Source organism: Neobacillus sp., assembly GCF_031988165.1.
GTDB lineage: Bacteria > Bacillota > Bacilli > Bacillales > Cytobacillaceae > Neobacillus > Neobacillus rhizosphaerae.
Map to the genome: position 1 here is coordinate 40,389 of NZ_DALZYO010000030.1, position 18,167 is coordinate 58,555.

The window sequence follows — 18,167 nt, forward strand, 5'->3', positions numbered from 1 at the left end:
CTTACACATTGTCCAATGTTATGTGCTTTATAAAGGGAACAGGATAACATCTATTAATTAATAAATTTAATGATCATTGCTGGATATTTTAAGAGCAGTAAATGCTTTTACCAGGATAAATTGTTGAATCTTAATCATCAAAAACACTTTGGTAACCAATTTTCATAATTGTATATTTAATGAATATACGGAAAGAATTTAGATAAATAAATAACAGAAGGAAGATGGGTTTGTATGGAAAATAAGATCATTCAAGGACACACTATAAAAGAATGGGAAGAGAAGTATCCTTTAATGAGCAAGATTATTTCAACTGACGAAGTGTTTTGGACAAATTCTAAATATGAAAACTTTACAGATGCTATAAAAAAGATTTCTTTATCAGATAAGGATGTAAAAGATGCAGAAGAAAGATTAAATAGATTTGCCCCATATATAGCTAAAGTTTTTCCAGAAACACAAAAAACAAATGGAATTATTGAATCACCGATTGTTCCAATTCCTAATATGCAAAGTAATATAGCAGAAACATATAATCAAGAAATCCTAGGTCAATTATTGCTGAAATGTGATAGTCATCTTGCTATTTCGGGGTCAATTAAAGCAAGAGGCGGTATTTATGAGGTTTTAAAACATGCAGAAGATTTAGCTATTGAGAATAACATGCTAACAATAAAAGATGATTATTCTATTATGGATAGTGATAAATTTAGAGAGTTCTTCTCTAAGTATTCTATTGCAGTAGGATCAACTGGAAACCTAGGACTTAGTATTGGAATAATGAGTGCACAATTAGGGTTTAAGGTTTATGTTCATATGTCAGCTGACGCAAAACAATGGAAGAAAGACCTCCTTAGAAGCAAGGGTGTTACAGTAATTGAGTATGAATCAGATTATAGTAAGGCAGTAGAGGAAGGTAGAAAACAAGCAGAAGCTGATCCAAACATGTACTTTATTGATGATGAAAATTCGACTAACTTATTTTTGGGATATTCTGTTGCAGCTTATAGATTAAAAAAGCAATTAGAAGAAATTAATGTAGTTGTAGATGAGAATCACCCATTATTTGTTTATCTTCCATGTGGAGTTGGTGGCGGACCTGGTGGAGTAGCATTTGGGTTAAAGTTAGTTTTCAAGGATAATGTACATTGCTTCTTTGCCGAACCAACACATTCTCCATGTATGGTTTTAGGATTAATGACAGGTTTGCATGATAAAGTATCGGTACAAGATTTTGACATTGATAACATTACTGATGCAGATGGGCTCGCGGTTGGTAGAGCTTCAGGTTTCGTAGGGAAAACATTAGAAAACCTAATAAGTGGATCATATACTGTAAATGATGAGCAGTTATATAAACTTTTAAGTATGTTATCCGACTCAGAAAATATTAAATTAGAACCTTCTGCATTAGCTGGAATACATGGTCCAATTCAATTATTCAGAGATGAAGCTGGACAAAAGTATATAGAGAATAACAACTTAAAAAATAAAATAACAAATGTTACACATATCGCTTGGGCAACAGGAGGTAGTATGGTTCCAAAAGATGTAATGGAAACCTATTATAAAAAGGGAAAAGCGGCATCTGCTACCCTGATATAATTAAAAGTTCATTTGTATGAAAGAGGCTATCAGTGGGCCTGCTATTAGTAGGATAAAACTTAAAACCGGACAAGGGAGTGAGTTCAGTTGGAGCGATGCATGGCTCCATACTGTTACTCATTCTTTTTCTTTGTAGGCAAACCTACCCTTGCTTATGTGGCTCTACCTTGATTACCAATTGAAAGAGTGTCATGGATGTGAAAAAGTAATAACACCCTTTCCTTGCATCTCAGATATCAAAGACTAGGCCGCTGAATCTTTTCCACTACCTATGCATTCAGAATTAGCAGAGGTTTTAGACTGCTTAATGGTAAAAAGCAAACCGCAGAAAATTAATAAAATCCCCAAACATTGAAGCCAATTTGGACGAAATTCGGTCAGTAAGATATCCAATAGAATGGCCACTGCAGGATCTACAAATATCATAAAAGAAATGACCTTAGCAGGAAGATTACGTAAGCCATTAAAGAAAAGAAGGTAGACAACACCCGTATGGACAACCCCAGTAAGAATCGAATAGAACCACTCGATTGAGTTTAGGGAAGTGTAGGCTGAAAAATCAACAAATGGGACTAGTAACAAGATACCTATGGTCATTTGCAGAAAAGTTGTCGCATATACACTCGTCTTTGTAATGCTTTTTCCAAAAAGCATGGTTGCTGCGTAGAAAAATGCTGCAACCATGCTATAAATAATTCCATTCCATTCAAAGGCTGATGAATGAATCTCACCTAAACCCAAAATAAATAAAGTGCCTGTAAAACATAGAGAGAGTGCTAAAATTAAGAGCCATGTCAATTTCTCTCTAAAGATGAAGCTCCCTATGATGAGAACAAATATGGGTGCTAAATGATAGAGAGAAATAGCGATAGTTACAGAAGTCTGTTCAAATGATTTAAAGAGAAATATCCAATTCAACAAGTTCGATGTTGCGCAAAGAATGATGAACAGCAGTTCTTTTTGGTTCCATATCTCGTTCTTAAAATTCCCTGTTATAAGCCAAGCCGTAAACAAGAATATAGCAGCACATACTAAACGAACAAAAACGAGTTCAATTGCGGAAAGTCCCGTGAGGCCAGAAAAGAAGCCAACAGAACCAAATATGGACATAGCTAGAGCTAGTTGAGTTAATGCTTTTTTGTTCATGCTGAATCTCCTTATATCTGCACATATTTGTAAAACAGGATTATCGCTTTTCTGGCATACCATCTCGTGTGATTATGTTAGTCCACATGTGATCAGGAATAACTAATTTACTTTTGCTATCTCGAGGCAGGATATCCACAATAGTTTCTTCCCTGCCCTCCTCTACTTTTTTAACCCAATCTGGTTCCATTAATATCTCTCTACCTAATGCAAAGAGAGGTACGTCTTTCTCCAATACGGCTAGCGCTTCATCAGGTGTATGAATGGATCCTAGTGAAATAAAACTAGTTCTGCCAGCAATAACATCTCGAAAGATTTCTGTTCGTGTTAATGTTCGATTTGAGCCGCTCCGAGGCAGGGACCACACATTCTTTACAGAAAGATGTAAATAGGAAAGCTCTTGGTCAGCCAATCTATTTACAAATGCTACGGTATCATCCATCTTTATACCAGATTCCTCCGGTTCTTCAGGTGAAAATCGATAGCCTATAATAAACTGCTTGTCAGCATAATGATCACGTATACGTTTCACTTCCTCTATAACTGCAAGTGGAAAATTCATTCTTTTCTCCAATGTACCTCCCCAATAGTCGCTACGGTGATTAGAATAAGAAGAAAAAAATTGTTGTATTAAATATCCATTCGCACCATGAATTTCTACACCATCAAATCCCGATTTGATGGCTAAATGGGTTGCTCTTCCAAAGTCTTGAATGGTAGATAAAATTCCATCTTGACTCAGTTCGCGGGGGATATATTTTTCTCCGGCTTCTTTATAAATGCTTGCTACAACGCCACTTGGACTAACCATTTGTTCTCCACCTGTATAGCCTGGAAGACTTTCACTGCCACCATGGTGAAGCTGCAAAATTGCTTTTGCACCTTTTGCTTTAATTGTATTTGCTAGATCTGTAAGACCGCTGGTACTTTGCTTGTCATACACTTTTATTTGTCTAGGAAAGCTTGTAGCTACAGGTGAAATCGTAGCTGCTGCTGTAATAAACATACCTGGCCCTGCTGCTCTTCTTCTATAGTAGGAAAGCTCTTCCTCGGAAACACACCCGTCCTCTTGACCTGAGTAAGTTGTCATGGGTGCAACTACAACCCTGTTTTTAAGAATCGTTCCATTGGAAAGAGTATACGGAGATAGTATCTTGGTATATTTTTGTTTCATCATTGTATCCATTCTCCAATCATTCTATTTTTCTGAAGCTGAATCTATTGTATTCCTGGTTATTGCATAAGCAAAATGAATGTTTTTCATTTGTTACATTCGACTTTCTAATGTAAAATAAAAGAAGAAGGAGATGAGAAATGTTGAATTTTTTTCAGTTGGAAGTCTTTTTAAAAGTCGTAGAGAATGGAAGTTTTACAAGAGCAGGAGACCAAATAGGACTTACTCAATCAGGAGTCAGTCATAATATAACAGCACTAGAGTCAGAACTTGGTGTGGACTTATTAAAACGTGGACGAAATGGAGTATCTTTAACCACTGCGGGTGAGTATATTATCCCTCATATACGTGCAATTGCTGAAAATATGGCACATATTGAGCAAAAGGTTGCAGCTGTGAATGGGATGGAAATAGGGAAGCTTTCAATAGGGAGTTTTCCAAGCTTTACTGCCAGGTTTATTCCGTTTTTGGTTTCTAGCTTTAAAGAAAAATTCCCTAACATTGAGGTCAGGCTTTATGAAGGAAGTTACGATGAAATCATAAAATGGGTGGAAGAGGGAACAGTGGATTTTGGTTTTGCAGCATTGCCAGTCAAAAACGTGGAATTTATTCATCTGCTAAATGACCCTTTATCCGCTGTGATATACGAAGGCCACCATTTTGAACAGAATTCTGTTATCAATATAGAAGACTTTGTTGGAGAAAGCTTTATTATGTTGCGATCTGGCTGTGAAACACTGATAGAAGAAAAGTTTCGCGAGGAAAAGATAAAACCAACCATTTCATACGATATTAAAGACAACCAAACAGTACTTTCAATGGTTGCTGGAAAGCTAGGAATCACCATTATGCCTCACCTGGCCTTACCGAAAAAACTAAAAGATATACGTAGTTTGCCGCTGAATCCGGAGATCTTCAGAGAGATAGGATTGGTTAAGAAATCAGCAAAAGAACTGACTCCAGTCGCAAGAGAATTTTCCAAGATTGTTCAAGGCTATTTTATAAACCATTAATATAAATTTTCTTGAATTTCAGAACATTTTTCAGCAAATTCGAATAAATGTTTAGCATATTGAAAAACTAATGTCTAGTAGAATCCCCCCCTTAATTTACTCCTAATATATAACAGACTACTGTACGAGTTAAATGTTAAACGATATAATGGTGAGAGTTTGTGCCTGAGTAAATATTTTTATAAGCAGTGAGGTAGAGTATGAAAAAAACAACCACAGACATCATTTTTATCATTATTGGTGCCTTTCTTTTTGCGTTAGGTGTTAATTTATTTGTTATTCCGAACGAGTTTGGGGAAGGCGGGGTAACGGGTATCACAATTATTACCTACTATTTATTTGAGTGGTCACCAGGTCTAGTCAACTTAATTCTGAATGCATTTTTGTTAATAATTGGTTATAAATTTTTGAATAAGATAACAACGATTTATACGATTATTGCTGTAGTTTTTAACTCGCTTTTTCTTCATCTAACAGAAGGTTGGAATATTGCTTCTGATGAATTGATGGTGAATGCTATTTTTGGAGGAATCATTATAGGGGCTGGGATTGGCTTAATTATTCGGGTTGGCGGAACAACAGCAGGTACTACCATCTTAGCAAGGATTACACATAAGTTTTTAGGATGGAATATTAGCTATGGTCTATTGTTTTTTGATTTAATCGTCGCTTTTTCATCTTATTTTATCATTGGTGCAGAAAAGCTGATGTTGACAATTATTATGCTATATGTTGGAACGAAAGTGATGGAATTTGTAATCGAAGGCTTGAATACGAAGAAGGCCATTACAATTATTTCTGATAAACCGAATGACATTGCCAAACAGGTGACTACATCAATGGACAGAGGGGTAACTGTATACTCGGGTCATGGTTATTACACAAAAACCCCAAAGGAAATTCTTTATATTGTTATTAGTAAGCAAGAAGTAATAAAGTTGAAACGAATTGTTCAATCTACTGATCCGAATGCTTTCGTCGCTATTCACGATGTTCGTGATGTGTTCGGAGAAGGATTTATTGATATTTCTAAAGCATAATAAGAGGCTGTTTTAAGAGTTAGATTGGTTTTAGATAGAAATCTACCTGTTTAAATTACTAATATACAGGCAGAGTCAGCCACTTTTTAATGGTTAAATGACTTTTTTCTAAACAATAGACTACTTCCTAAAAAAATTAGGGAGTAGTTTTTTGTGTTATTAAAATTTGCGTATCAAGACTTTCTGGATGACAGACGTTTCAAGAACACGACTAAGACAAATATCAAAAATTATGAAATGCTTTTAGGGAAATTTGTTGATTAAGCTTAGACAAGAACTAGAACAGTATAAAAATAAAGACTTGGATTCTAAAAAGAGCTGATTCAAAGCTTCAAAACGGGTGTTGTATGCGAAGAGATGATATCTAACTAACGGCGTTCAGGAATTGAAGATTTAATGTTTTCATTAGATGACCTTATTAAATATTCCTCTTCATCTAAAGCAACAGCTTTTGTTTAATATCTAATACTGATAATCCAACAAATAATCACTTTACTCAGAACTAATGTTCTGGTAATAATTATTAATATCAGGAATTATTCGCTGGAATAAACCTCACTAGCAACCACAATTCGGTCTGAAATAGAAAACAAAAATTGGAGTGATAAGTATGTCAGAACGGATGAATGCACCACAGGTTCGGATTGAACCTTGGGGCGATGCCGATCTTGCTTTGCTTCGTCTTATTAATGCACCTGAGATGATGGAACACCTTGGAGGTTCAGAGACTGAGGAACAGATCCTCGATCGTCATAAACGTTACCTTGAAATCGGCGGGCGGGGAACTGGACGTATGTTTAGGATCGTCCTGCTCTCGTCTCTCGAAACCGTAGGCAGTGTGGGTTATTGGGACAGTTCCTGGCAAAAAGAGACTGTATATGAGATTGGTTGGAGTGTCCTACCGACATTTCAAGGTAGAGGAATAGCGACAGAAGCTGTAGCGGAAGCCATTACCCATGCCAGCACTGAACATAAGCACAGGTCCATTCATGCCTTTCCTTCAATCAACAACCCCGCGTCTAACGCTATTTGTCGGAAGCTCGACTTCTTGTTTATCGGGGAATGCGACTTCGAATACCCGCCTGGGAGTATCATGCAATGTAATGACTGGAGGCTCGAGATAACTAAGAAACGTTGAGACCATTGAAAAATAGCATTTTGTATTATTTGAGGATATTCTTTAAGATCAGGCTGCCATTCTTAATTAGCGGCTCTTTCTTATTTAAATATTGGCGTTCTTGACCACAATATTTTTAGATAAATAGGACAAAAAACTTTTTAGGTAACTAAATTTAGAATATATTGATATAAAAAGGAATACCAAGGAAGTGATAAAATGATCAAAAATAAATTGGCTAATATACTTTCTGGTATTGAGATAGGTTTATTTGATACTTGTAAAAATTGGGGAGAAGAAAATTATGATTATTACTATAAATATTTTAATGAGAAAGATTTTGAGATTCGTGGGCGTTCAATATTAACTTTTGCTGCTATGCTAGGCAATTGGTATAAAGGTTCAGCAGATGTTTTTCGAACTGTACAAGGTGTTATTCATTTGCCGAAAGAACAATTTTATTTTTTTGAAGATTATCTGTCTGCATTTTTAAAAAGTGCTTCATCTATAAAAAATGATTTCCCTAACCTTCATACCTATATTTTGTATTATTTATATAATATAGATAAGGAAAAACCATTTGAGCTTGTTTTCCCTCAAATTGATCATTGGCTTTTTAAGGAAATGCGGACCCAATTATTTTTCAACAAAAAGATTTTTCCTATTAATCACATAATTTTACCACCTTTCAATAACTTACTAAAAGAGGTTGGATTACCAACATTCTTTTCAGATTAGTCTAGCATCAAACATTTAAATAGACAAAAAACAGACTTAGGGTAATACCTAGGTCTGTTTTTTGTCTATCAGATTTGTTTTTCAGTAATGTAAGTTTTTACGGTTGGTGGTTCATATGTATTAAATTTATCAAGTATCCCTTTTGGGTCATTATCGACTAATGCAAGAGTACGGTATTTTTCATGTAAAAACTGTTCCTCAGTCATATGATTAAATAATGCGATAAGAGGATCATAATAATGATTAATATTTAAGAGACCACATGGTTTATGATGAAGCCCTAATTGAGCCCACGTAAAAATTTCAAAGAATTCTTCTAATGTGCCTGGCCCACCAGGCAAAGCTATAAATCCATCTGCCAGATCTGCCATTTTCGCTTTTCTCTCATGCATAGAATCTACGATGATCAGCTCTGACAAGTTTTTATGGGCTATCTCTCTATTATCTAGAAACCTTGGCATAACACCAATTACGTGTCCTCCTTCATCTAAAACTGAATCTGCAACAGCACCCATGATTCCAACACTCGCTCCACCATAAACAAGTGCAATATCACGTTTAGCTAGTTCTTTACCAAGGTTTTTTGCACCTTCTATATAGACATCAGATGCTCCATTGCTCGCCCCGCAAAATACAGCTAACTTTTTCACAATAAATCGCCTCCTAAAGAAATCAACGTATAAGATTATATAAAACTTTCGATACTTTGTTAAACTTAAGGTATTGAATTGGAGGTTGAATGGAAATGGATGTAACTGAATTTCAACAATGGGTAAAGGATTATTATGAAAGTAGAGGCTGGTCTGAGTTAGACATTTTTATTCGTATTGGCTTTTTAGCAGAAGAAACAGGCGAGGTTGCACGAGCGATAAGAGCCCTTGAAATAGGTAGAGATAGGCCTGATGAAGTAAGGGGATCTTACGAGGAAAATAAACAGGAGTTAACAGAAGAGTTAGGAGATGTATTAGGTAATTTAATTGTGATTTCAAACAAGTACAATATTCCTCTGGAAGAAGTTTTTCAGTCACATAAAAAGAAACTGTCAGAACGTTATTCCGATCGAGGTTAGGGAGAGCCATTATATAAAATACAAGTGACTCGATTCGCGGTGTTATAGAAGTGAATTATGGTATGCATTTTCCGAATTAGAGGCCTCCATTAACTTTTGAAATTTAATGGAGGCCTCTTTTTTCATGTCTATTGTGACTAAGTTTATAAAAAATATTTTTCTTTGAAACAATTTGAGTCTTCCATACGTGAAAGGAGCAGAGTGGTTTTTTAGGAGGAGAAATAGATGTTGACGTTAAAAATAGAAGGATTACAGAAAAACTACCGTAAATTTCAAGCGTTAAAAAATATCAATCTACATATGGAAACGGGATTATTCGGACTGCTTGGCCCAAATGGAGCGGGAAAATCCACGTTAATGAAAATTCTTAGTACAATCCTTCCTTTTCAAGATGGGAAGGTGACCATTTATGATTTTGATTTAGTAAAAGAAGGAGATAAGGTACGACAACTGCTCGGTTATTTGCCACAACATTTTAACGTACCAACCCAGTTTACAGGAAGAGAATTTCTACATTATGTTGCTTCCATGAAGGGTATAACGAATCAGCAGGAAAGAAACTTACAAGTAGAGAAAGTACTGGAAGAAGTAAATTTATTACCACAAGCAAATAAAAAGATAAAAGGTTACTCCGGAGGGATGAAGAGGCGGCTTGGTATCGCTCAGGCTCTTCTTGGAAATCCGAAATTAATTATCCTTGATGAACCGACTGCTGGACTTGATCCTTCAGAAAGAATTCGCTTTCGAAATTTGATAGAAAAATTGAGTAAAGACCACTCTATTATTTTATCAACCCATATTATTAGTGATATTGAATCCAGCTGTGAAAATGCTGCGGTTATTCATCATGGCGAAGTGCTTTTCCAAGGTTCCACAGATGCATTAGCCGAAAAGGCTATAAATGTTGTTTGGGAGGTATCAGTACCTTATTCCGAATACGATCAAGTTGAAAAGGAATATGTCATCATTTCCAGTCGGAAAGAAAAGGATAATGTTGTATTTAGGATTATTTCGATAGATGCCCCCTTTGAAGAAGCGATCCCCGTAAAACCAACGATTGAGGATGGCTATATGGCGGTTATTAATGGGGTGATTTCATGAATTTGATGAAATCAGTTATTCGAAATGAAGGGCTACTTTTACTTCGTAATAAATTTCTAGCTATTCCTTTAGTAGTAAATGTTTTGTATTGGGGATATAGCATTGTCTCTTATGAAATCCAATCTATTCATTATAAAGAGCGAGCTGTAGTATTTTATAACAGCTTCATCTGGATGTTACTGCTCAATCTACTCATTGTTGGACTAATGGCTGTTTATATGGCGAGTAAAGATCGGGATAATGATTTTGAACAATTAGTTGTAACATACGATGTGAAAAATGTGGATTGGGTTGTAGGGAAATGGCTGATCACCCAATTATACGGTTTATCTATCACAGTCATTACAATAGTCGTGCAAGCAATATGGTTCATGAGTGCAGCAATGACGATTGGAGATTGGTTTAAAAATATTTTTTACGTATTCATTCAAATGGAAGGAGCATTTTTTCTTCTCATTTCCATTGGTTTTTTATTTGCGATATTGATTAAATCCATGTTGGCGTATCTTGTCATTCCAGCTATTTTAGTACTGAGTTTACTTTTACCTATTGACTATGTTGGATATGCCCAAAAATGGGATAACCCGAAGTTTCACTTATTAACTCCTTTTGATTTTATGTTTATTGGTTCTCCATATGAGGGGATATGGGGGATTCATCATGTGTTTAAATGTTCAATTTTGCACCAAAGTGCTGTTGTTTTGGTGGGGATTGTGTTTATTGGTGTAACACTATTATTGTTCAGGCGTAATCGAACGAACCAAAAAGAAAAAAAGCTGATTCCCATCCTTATTACAATCTTCATCATTCCTGCGATTGTGTTAAGTGGAATGCGCTATATGCAATATGACCAAGCCCTTAAACAATTCATTACGACGGGTCAGCAATATGTAGAGTCGTTTCAAGGTGAGGATGAAACAGCATATTACCAATGGGAGAATTCCTTCTATGAAAAGCATAAAGATGATCAAGCATATGAATTTGCAATGGAAAAAACAAATTTAAGTGTGGAACTTAAGGCGGATGATCAGATTAGTGTTCAAGGTACCTTAACGATTAAAAACAATGGCAATGAGTCAGTGGATGATGTATTTCTCACTTTATACCACGGGTTAAATATAGGGGAATGTACAAGCGAAAAGTCTGTTACTTGTTCACGAGATAAAGATTTTATCACACTTCACTTTGATCAAGCGATTCAGCCGGGTGAAAAATTTGACGTAAACATTCATTATGAAGGAAATGTCTTGCAATTTCGTGATGATGGTTATGTGGAACAAGCCTTTATTAAAAGTGAGCGCATTTATCTTCCTAAAGAGGCAGGTTGGTATCCTTTAGTTGGGAAGCGGCCTCTAGTGATTGCACGGGAGCATACTAATCTTTATGCGCAATTTGAATTAAGAAACGCTCGGCTTGTGAAGGATTTTCCTACAGAATTCACGGTTAAAATTACAAGAGAAAATCAAAAAATCCCTCTTGCATTGACGATTCCCGAAGTTAGTAAAGGTACGTTTCAAGGGACTTCTCAATATGGTCTATCTTTAATAGGTGGAAATTTCAAGGAAAACAAGGTTGGTCAAATTCGGGTTGTCGCACATCCTGAAGTCTTTAACGGTGTGAAAGAAGTGATCAAGAGCTATCAAAAATCCTGGACCTTTATTGAAGATTGGCTAGGAGTTCCGATGAGTCCTTCTGTTATCTACATATTGAGTGATAACTATTATTATCTTACACACGATAGCGTAAATTATGGTTTTTTTGTGATGAGAAGCGAGGATATAGATGATTCGGAAATTGCGTATGAACTAAAAAATGAATTAACCCGGGAATATAATTTCAGTAATAACGAAGATTCTTATGTTTTGTCTGATGCGTTGGTTTGGATGATTATGAATAATTTACATGAACAGATTAGTTTTGCGGAATGGTATAAATCCAATTGGCGGGTGGAAGGTGAAAAACTTACACCTGTAAATTTATTACAAGGCTATGAGGAAAAAGGTATAGAACAATTTAAAGATGTCATAAAGTATCTTTTTAATTATTGGGTAGAGCTTGATAACAAGCAGGAATTTGACATGGAAGTCGCTTTAAAACAATACGAAGGAGAATCAAAATGGTGAGGGGATTCTTGATTAGACTCCGACTTTTTTTAAAGCTATGGTTTACATCAATATATTCGTTCATGACGCTCTTGCTTATTCCAATTATCGGAGTAATCAACTACAATTCCGGAACATATACAGTGGATGCTTTATCTAGTCTTATTTATGAAAAGACAGCACCGATATGGTTCGTTTTTATCCTCCAATGGTGTTTTTCAATTGATGTAGATTCAAAGTTTTTTAATCAGCTAATTACATTTCCGGTAACTAAGTGGTCATTTCTTCTAGAGAGGGCAGCATTTTCTGTGATTATATTTTTCGGGCTAACGAGTACCATCACAATTCCTTTAGCCATTATTTTCGGAAAATTTCTATGGCAAGGCTTTTTTTTTACAATTCCCGTTTATATCGCATTAGGTGGTTTGGTGATTCTTGGGACTGTAATAGGAAATCATACACTTGGAGGATTGGTGGCAGGGATCTTTTTTTGGATGATGATCCTATTTGGTGGTGCGTTGTTGCGGGATTACAACGCCATTTTACTTATATATCAAAGTGTTCAACGTTTTGCGAGTGGAGAAAGTGGATTTTTTGCAGTGGAAAATCATTGGATTATTTTTAACCGATTGTCTTATATCGGACTAGGCGTATTATTTATGGTAGGGGCAATTTCTAAAATCAATCAAAAGTCAGTTTGAAACGGAGGTAGAAGGATGCAAGATGAGGAATATATGCGGCAATTGTCACTTGGGATAGACTCTGCGTTCGATATCCTTGTTTTCCGATACCATAAACCTCTGTTTGGATACGTTTATCGGTTATTGAACGATGAAAAATTGACGGAAGACATTGTTCAAGAAACATTTCTTAAAATCTATCAACAAGGACAAAAGGGCTTTGTTCCTGATCAATATAAACCGTGGATGTATAAAATTGCGACCAATACATGTAAAGATTATTGGAGAAAACCTACGTCGCGTCTTGAATATGTAACGGATAAAGATATTGAAGGAACAGGACAAGTTCACCATATTATTGATCATCAACTTGAACGACAATGGATGGTAGAGTCGTTGAATCAGTTATCAATTGATTACCGTACAGTATTATATTTACGATTTTATCAGGATTTGAAATACTCGGAGATCGCATTGGCATTAGATCTTTCTATAAATACTGTAAAAACTCGAATTGCGCGTGGCTTAAAACTGCTCGAAAACATTTTAATTGCAGATGAGAGAGAAAGGGGTTGAGGGAAATGGATGAAAATCAAGAACTAACGAAATTGGAAAAAGAGTGGAAAACACATTTTGCTCGATTTACTGCCCCCGAGCCGACAAGAGAAATGACGCTCGACTTGATTCAAAAAATGAAAAAAATCGAGGAGAACCAAAGTCCAGTTGATTTACGTCTAGAACTTGAAACGACGCAAAATTCTCTTTCAACTAGAGATAAGATAGTAAATATATTTTTATCGCAATGGAATTTTTATGGTACGACAAGCTGGCTATTAACCGGACTTGTCATGATTGCGATAACCTTTACGATTAGTGTAAATACGGCAGATCCATTGTTTGGATTTACGAACTGGATCAAGTGGATCACCCTTCTTGTCATTGCAGTCATTGGATATTCCTTCCGTCCTAAAAACGAAGGGAATGAGATCATTGAAACATTAAGCTATTATCCAATCATCCAGCAAATGTTTACCCGATTTATGATTGTTATGGGATTCCAGTTAGTCTTGGCGCTGCCATTATGTTTTTTTATCGTAGGAAGAGAAAGTACGATATTGTATTTAGTTAGTTCCTTTATTCCTGTTTTCTTTTTTGGAGTAGTTGGATTTGTTGCGACATTCTGGTTAGGACAAAAAATAGGGTTGTCACTCACACTATTTATTTGGTTCAGCCAAGTTTTATTAAAGAAAGAGCTTTTGTTTCAAGTGCCTGGCGATGATTATTTTCTTGTAATGAATATGATAATTTTTGGACTCTCTATTTTATTGTTAAGCACCATTTTATTAAAGAATCGCTTTTCGGTGAATTTAAAATGAGAATAAAATTAGACGCTGTGGAATATTCGTTGAAGGATACCAAACTTTTAAACCAAATCACGTGTTCGTTTACAAAAGGAATTACGTATGTAGTTGGAAAAAATGGAGCAGGGAAAAGCACGCTGTTGAAGCTCCTTGCGACAGCAATTCAACCACAGCAAGGGGAAGTAAACTATACTACATTAGTTCGTGATGAAAATATTGGGACTTATCGAAGAGAGTTAACGATTGAAGAGATTCGGAAAATAATTGGTTTCCTACCACAACATTTTACAGGTCATTCAGATATGACGGTAGAAAAATATGTAATGTATCTTGCCTTTCATAAAGGCATTCCCGTGAATCTTATAAAAAAAACTGTTGCTCAATGGCTGCAAGAAGGCCATCTAACGCAAGTTAAAAGGAGGAAGCTTCGTAACCTCTCGGGAGGACAACTACAAAAAGTAGGCTTGATTCAAGCTCTCATCAATCATCCACGTATATGTATTTTGGATGAGCCGTTTGAAGGTTTAGACATAGGGGAGCGAATCTATTTTCAACGCATTCTGCAGCGGCTTTCTTATCACAGTATCATCATTATAAGCACTCATTTGCTCGATGGGATCCAGCAATCGAGCGAAGATAAATTACTTTACTTAAGCGAAGGGAAAATAGCTTATTTTGGAGGAATGGAAGCACTCGATGCTGTAACTCAAGGGTTGCAGGAATAAAGTTGAAAGAAAATAAGCTTAATATTGAAAAATACTATAAAGGGAATAGTGAGACGGAAGAAGAATTAGTAGATTTATATTAATAGCATAATTTGTGGTTCTGAAATGCAATTGAATTGGCACGTACTCCCGATGCGCTTTTGCCCAGTGTGAATCTATTGGACATCGTAATGAAGTGAAAGGAGACGTTGAAAATGTTTGACGAGAAAAGAAATAAACGAAGATACAATTTGCTTATTTTCATTATTGTTGTATTGTTAAGCGGTTGGCTTGGCGTATTGCTTGATTCTATTCTTACAGAACAGTCAGAAGATAATTCTTTGGGTATGGGGCTGTGGCTTGTGTTACCGTTACTAACAGCAATACTACTTAGAATTATCAGCCGTGATTGGAAAGACATTGGTATTAAGCCCAATTTTAAAGGTAATATAAAGTGGTATCTTGTGTCATTGGTTATTTATCCGTTAATTACTATAATAACCGTTGGCTTCGCATTGCTTTTAGGATGTACTGACCTATCAAATGGTGAAATGTATACGTTTTTTTCACTTGCAGCTGTTTCTGTTGCAGGTAATTTTATCAAAAACATATTTGAGGAGTTTGCATGGCGTGGATATCTGACACCAAAACTAATAGAACTAAAGTTCAATGACTGGCTGATTTATCTTATTTCTGGGCTTGTTTGGGCGTTGTGGCATGCTGCGTATTACATGGTGTTTCTGCCAAACGATTATTTTGAATCAATTTCAAGGATGGGTATGCTTTTGACAGGCTGTGTGCTTATGGTGTGCTGGACTGTTATGTATGTTGAAATATACAGGCTTACAAAGTCCGTATGGCCATGTGTGTTGATGCATGCAGTTGAAGATGCGTTTCCTACGGTTTTGGTAACAACAAGTGGCATTATTACATTTACTAAGAACGGTGACTTTTGGTTGAATCCAATCAGCGGAGTTATTGCAACGGTTTTGTTCCTTGGAATAGGGTTGCTTCTCAGATCATTTAGAGTTAAAAAAGAGCTTGCACTGCAAACACCAAGGTTATGAGCAAACAACCGGTTAAAATCTAATCCTTTCAGGGTATCAAAATGATTTTTTCTAAAGGATAGACTATTTCCTAAAAAAGGAGGTAGTCTTTTTTTTGTTATGTTTGTTTTGGTGGAAAAATTATTCAGGATAAGTGAATTAGATAAATAAAGAGAGGATTTACAACAACTTAATATCGGATTAATGAGGGATTAATATTGTTTGATTATGATTAAACCGTAACAAACAGTAAACAACGTTAAAAAATCCACATTAATTGGAGGCGCTTTTTATGAACTACACATTCAAGAAGAATTGTTACAAGTCTATTCAAGCTGTGATGTTAGGAATAAGTGTACTAGGATTAGCTGCTTGTGGAACGACAAAAGAGCCAGCAGCTTCAGTTATTAAGGATCCCAACACATTATCCTTGAAAGAAATTGAAACAAAAGCCAAAAAAGAGGGCGAAGTGAATAGTGCCGGAATGCCTGATTCATGGGCCAACTGGGTAGAAACATGGGATGAAATGACGAAAAAATATACATTGAAACACACGGATACAGATTTATCCAGCGCCGAAGAGATTGCTAAAATGGAATCTGAAAAAGAGAACGCAACCGCTGATATCGGTGATGTAGGGATTTCCTTTGGACCTATTGCCGAACAGAAAAAATTAACAATCCCTTATAAAACGTCCTATTGGAACGATGTACCTGAGTGGGCAAAAGATGACAACGGGGATTGGGTTGTCGGCTACCAAGGAACGATTGCTTTCTTAACGAATAAAGAATTAGTGAAAAACCCGCCAAAATCTTGGGATGATTTATTAAAAGGAAATTATAAAGTAACCGTTGGAGATGTTCAGCGTGGTACACAGAACCAAATGGGCGTTCTTGCTGCTGCAATGGCTTACGGCGGTGATGAAAAACACCTTCAACCAGGAATTGACTTTTTTGCAAAGCTTGCCAAGCAAGGACGTCTTGGCTTAACGGATGCCAAGCCGGCTAACATCGAAAAAGGGGAAGTGGAAGTGGCCATTGTTTGGGATTTCAATGCCCTTGGTTATGCTGAACAAATTAATCGTAACCAGTTCGATGTCACCATTCCAAAGGAAGGTTCAGTCGTTAGCGGCTATGCCACGATTATTAACAAATATGCGAAGCATCCGTATGCAGCGCTGGCCACTAGAGAATATATCTTAAGCGACGAGGGACAAATTAACTTGGCTAAAGGGTTTGCTCGCCCTATTCGTGATAATGTAAATCTTCCGAAAGAAGTAGCGGATAAAATGATTCCAAAAGAAGAGTACAAGAATGCAAAACCAATTAAAGATTACAAAGCCTGGGAAGAAACGGCTAAAACGTTGCCGCAGCTTTGGCAAGAAGAGGTATTAGTCCATGTCAAATAAAGTAATCGCAATTGTTGTTGATGGGATGAGATACGATAAAGCCTGTGAAACTCTCGGATTTATTCAACATCTTGTGGAAACCAATCAGGCAGCACTTTACAAGGTTAAATCGGAGCTGCCAAGTCTTTCCCGTCCATTATATGAAGTATTGCTTACTGGTACACCGGCATCTGTCAATGGCATTACATCCAATCAAGCTGTTCAACTATCTACCGAGAAAAGTCTCTTTCATCTGACGAAGGAGAACGGTTTAAGGAATGGAGCGGCAGCCTATTACTGGGTAAGTGAACTTTATAATCGCGCCCCATTCCATTTTGTTGAAGACCGCGAGCAAGAGGATGAGTCTAAGCCGATTCAATATGGAAAATTTTATTGGGATGATGATTATCCGGACAGTCATGTGTTAATAGATGCAGAAGCATTGCGCAGAAAATATGACCCGCACTTTTTATATATTCATCCGCTCGGTGTCGATGTAAAAGGAGAGGCTTTCGGTTCGGAATCGAAAGAATATCGTGAACAAATCTTAAAAATGGGCAGCTTGCTGGCACAGCTTTTGCCGATTTGGATGAAGGAAGGGTATCACATTTTAATTACGTCTGATCATGGCATGAGTGAGTATGGCAATCACGGCGGCATCACAGATGGTGAGCGTGATGTACCACTCTTTATCATCAGTCCAAAAGTGGAGCCTGGTGTTCACAGTGAGGTCGTTCCGCAATTGGCTTTTGCCCCGCTTATTTGTGAACTGTTAGAGATTGAGCCGTCCGATAAAATGGTGAACTATTCACTTCCAGGTCTTAATAGGAAAATGACCGTTTAAAGAAAGTACCCTATTTAGAAATAGGAAGGTTACCGGGAAT

The 18,167-nt window shown here is 36.5% G+C and carries 18 protein-coding genes; 15 read left to right on the top strand and 3 right to left on the bottom strand.

Annotation, left to right across the window (positions count from 1 at the left end; genetic code table 11):
* Positions 1 to 234: 234 nt before the first annotated feature.
* Positions 235 to 1,605 carry a D-serine ammonia-lyase gene (dsdA, locus tag RTR43_RS17480; RefSeq protein ID WP_312473505.1) on the top strand — a complete coding sequence of 457 codons (1,371 nt, stop codon included), beginning with the start codon at positions 235 to 237 and terminating at the stop codon, positions 1,603 to 1,605.
* A gap of 243 nt (positions 1,606 to 1,848) precedes the next feature.
* Here the strand turns inward: dsdA and RTR43_RS17485 are convergent, their stop codons facing one another.
* Entirely contained in the window at positions 1,849 to 2,751 is a 903-nt protein-coding gene (locus tag RTR43_RS17485) for a DMT family transporter (protein WP_312473506.1), read from the bottom strand.
* A 40-nt stretch (positions 2,752 to 2,791) separates the two neighbouring features.
* The gene (locus tag RTR43_RS17490; protein ID WP_312473507.1) at positions 2,792 to 3,928 is read right to left on the bottom strand and encodes an NADH-dependent flavin oxidoreductase; all 1,137 of its coding nucleotides are present in this window, start codon (positions 3,926 to 3,928) and stop codon (positions 2,792 to 2,794) included.
* A 137-nt stretch (positions 3,929 to 4,065) separates the two neighbouring features.
* Between RTR43_RS17490 and RTR43_RS17495 the strand changes: the two genes are divergently transcribed.
* The 4 genes from RTR43_RS17495 to RTR43_RS17510 all read left to right on the top strand — a co-directional run bounded on the left by RTR43_RS17495 (position 4,066) and on the right by RTR43_RS17510 (position 7,833).
* Positions 4,066 to 4,938: a LysR family transcriptional regulator gene (locus tag RTR43_RS17495; protein WP_312473508.1), complete on the top strand. Its 873-nt coding sequence runs from the start codon at positions 4,066 to 4,068 to the stop codon at positions 4,936 to 4,938.
* Between the two features lie 200 nt (positions 4,939 to 5,138).
* Entirely contained in the window at positions 5,139 to 5,978 is an 840-nt protein-coding gene (locus RTR43_RS17500; RefSeq protein ID WP_312473509.1) for a YitT family protein, read from the top strand.
* A 610-nt stretch (positions 5,979 to 6,588) separates the two neighbouring features.
* The gene (locus RTR43_RS17505) at positions 6,589 to 7,116 is read left to right on the top strand and encodes a GNAT family N-acetyltransferase (protein ID WP_312473510.1); all 528 of its coding nucleotides are present in this window, start codon (positions 6,589 to 6,591) and stop codon (positions 7,114 to 7,116) included.
* Positions 7,117 to 7,314: 198 nt separating this feature from the next.
* Positions 7,315 to 7,833, top strand: a complete 519-nt coding sequence (locus RTR43_RS17510; protein ID WP_312473511.1) for a hypothetical protein — start codon at positions 7,315 to 7,317, stop codon at positions 7,831 to 7,833.
* Positions 7,834 to 7,901: 68 nt separating this feature from the next.
* Here RTR43_RS17510 and RTR43_RS17515 read toward each other — a convergent pair whose 3' ends face one another.
* On the bottom strand, positions 7,902 to 8,483 hold the full coding sequence (locus RTR43_RS17515) for an LOG family protein (protein ID WP_312473512.1): 582 nt from the start codon (positions 8,481 to 8,483) through the stop codon (positions 7,902 to 7,904).
* Positions 8,484 to 8,578: 95 nt separating this feature from the next.
* Between RTR43_RS17515 and RTR43_RS17520 the strand changes: the two genes are divergently transcribed.
* From RTR43_RS17520 to RTR43_RS17565, 10 genes are all read left to right on the top strand, one after another.
* Positions 8,579 to 8,902, top strand: coding sequence for a MazG nucleotide pyrophosphohydrolase domain-containing protein (locus RTR43_RS17520; RefSeq protein ID WP_312473513.1), 324 nt, complete (start codon positions 8,579 to 8,581; stop codon positions 8,900 to 8,902).
* Between the two features lie 225 nt (positions 8,903 to 9,127).
* Positions 9,128 to 10,003 carry an ABC transporter ATP-binding protein gene (locus tag RTR43_RS17525; protein WP_312473514.1) on the top strand — a complete coding sequence of 292 codons (876 nt, stop codon included), beginning with the start codon at positions 9,128 to 9,130 and terminating at the stop codon, positions 10,001 to 10,003.
* A complete protein-coding gene (locus RTR43_RS17530; RefSeq protein ID WP_312473515.1) occupies positions 10,000 to 12,126 on the top strand; it encodes an ABC transporter permease/M1 family aminopeptidase in 2,127 nt (708 codons plus the stop codon). The genes RTR43_RS17525 and RTR43_RS17530 overlap by 4 nt, the downstream gene beginning before the upstream one ends.
* Positions 12,127 to 12,134: 8 nt before the next feature.
* A complete protein-coding gene (locus RTR43_RS17535; RefSeq protein ID WP_312473516.1) occupies positions 12,135 to 12,806 on the top strand; it encodes a hypothetical protein in 672 nt (223 codons plus the stop codon).
* Between the two features lie 15 nt (positions 12,807 to 12,821).
* On the top strand, positions 12,822 to 13,361 hold the full coding sequence (locus RTR43_RS17540) for an RNA polymerase sigma factor (RefSeq protein ID WP_312473517.1): 540 nt from the start codon (positions 12,822 to 12,824) through the stop codon (positions 13,359 to 13,361).
* A 5-nt stretch (positions 13,362 to 13,366) separates the two neighbouring features.
* Positions 13,367 to 14,161 carry a hypothetical protein gene (locus RTR43_RS17545; protein WP_312473518.1) on the top strand — a complete coding sequence of 265 codons (795 nt, stop codon included), beginning with the start codon at positions 13,367 to 13,369 and terminating at the stop codon, positions 14,159 to 14,161.
* Positions 14,158 to 14,871 (top strand): ATP-binding cassette domain-containing protein, encoded by a 714-nt coding sequence (locus RTR43_RS17550; protein WP_312473519.1) that lies wholly within the window; start codon positions 14,158 to 14,160, stop codon positions 14,869 to 14,871. The genes RTR43_RS17545 and RTR43_RS17550 overlap by 4 nt, the downstream gene beginning before the upstream one ends.
* Before the next feature lie 194 nt (positions 14,872 to 15,065).
* Entirely contained in the window at positions 15,066 to 15,917 is an 852-nt protein-coding gene (locus RTR43_RS17555; protein ID WP_312473520.1) for a CPBP family glutamic-type intramembrane protease, read from the top strand.
* Between the two features lie 271 nt (positions 15,918 to 16,188).
* Positions 16,189 to 17,304, top strand: coding sequence for an ABC transporter substrate-binding protein (locus RTR43_RS17560; RefSeq protein WP_312473521.1), 1,116 nt, complete (start codon positions 16,189 to 16,191; stop codon positions 17,302 to 17,304).
* Positions 17,294 to 18,127: an alkaline phosphatase family protein gene (locus RTR43_RS17565; protein WP_312473522.1), complete on the top strand. Its 834-nt coding sequence runs from the start codon at positions 17,294 to 17,296 to the stop codon at positions 18,125 to 18,127. Before RTR43_RS17560 ends, RTR43_RS17565 begins: the two co-directional genes overlap by 11 nt.
* Positions 18,128 to 18,167: the final 40 nt, after the last annotated feature.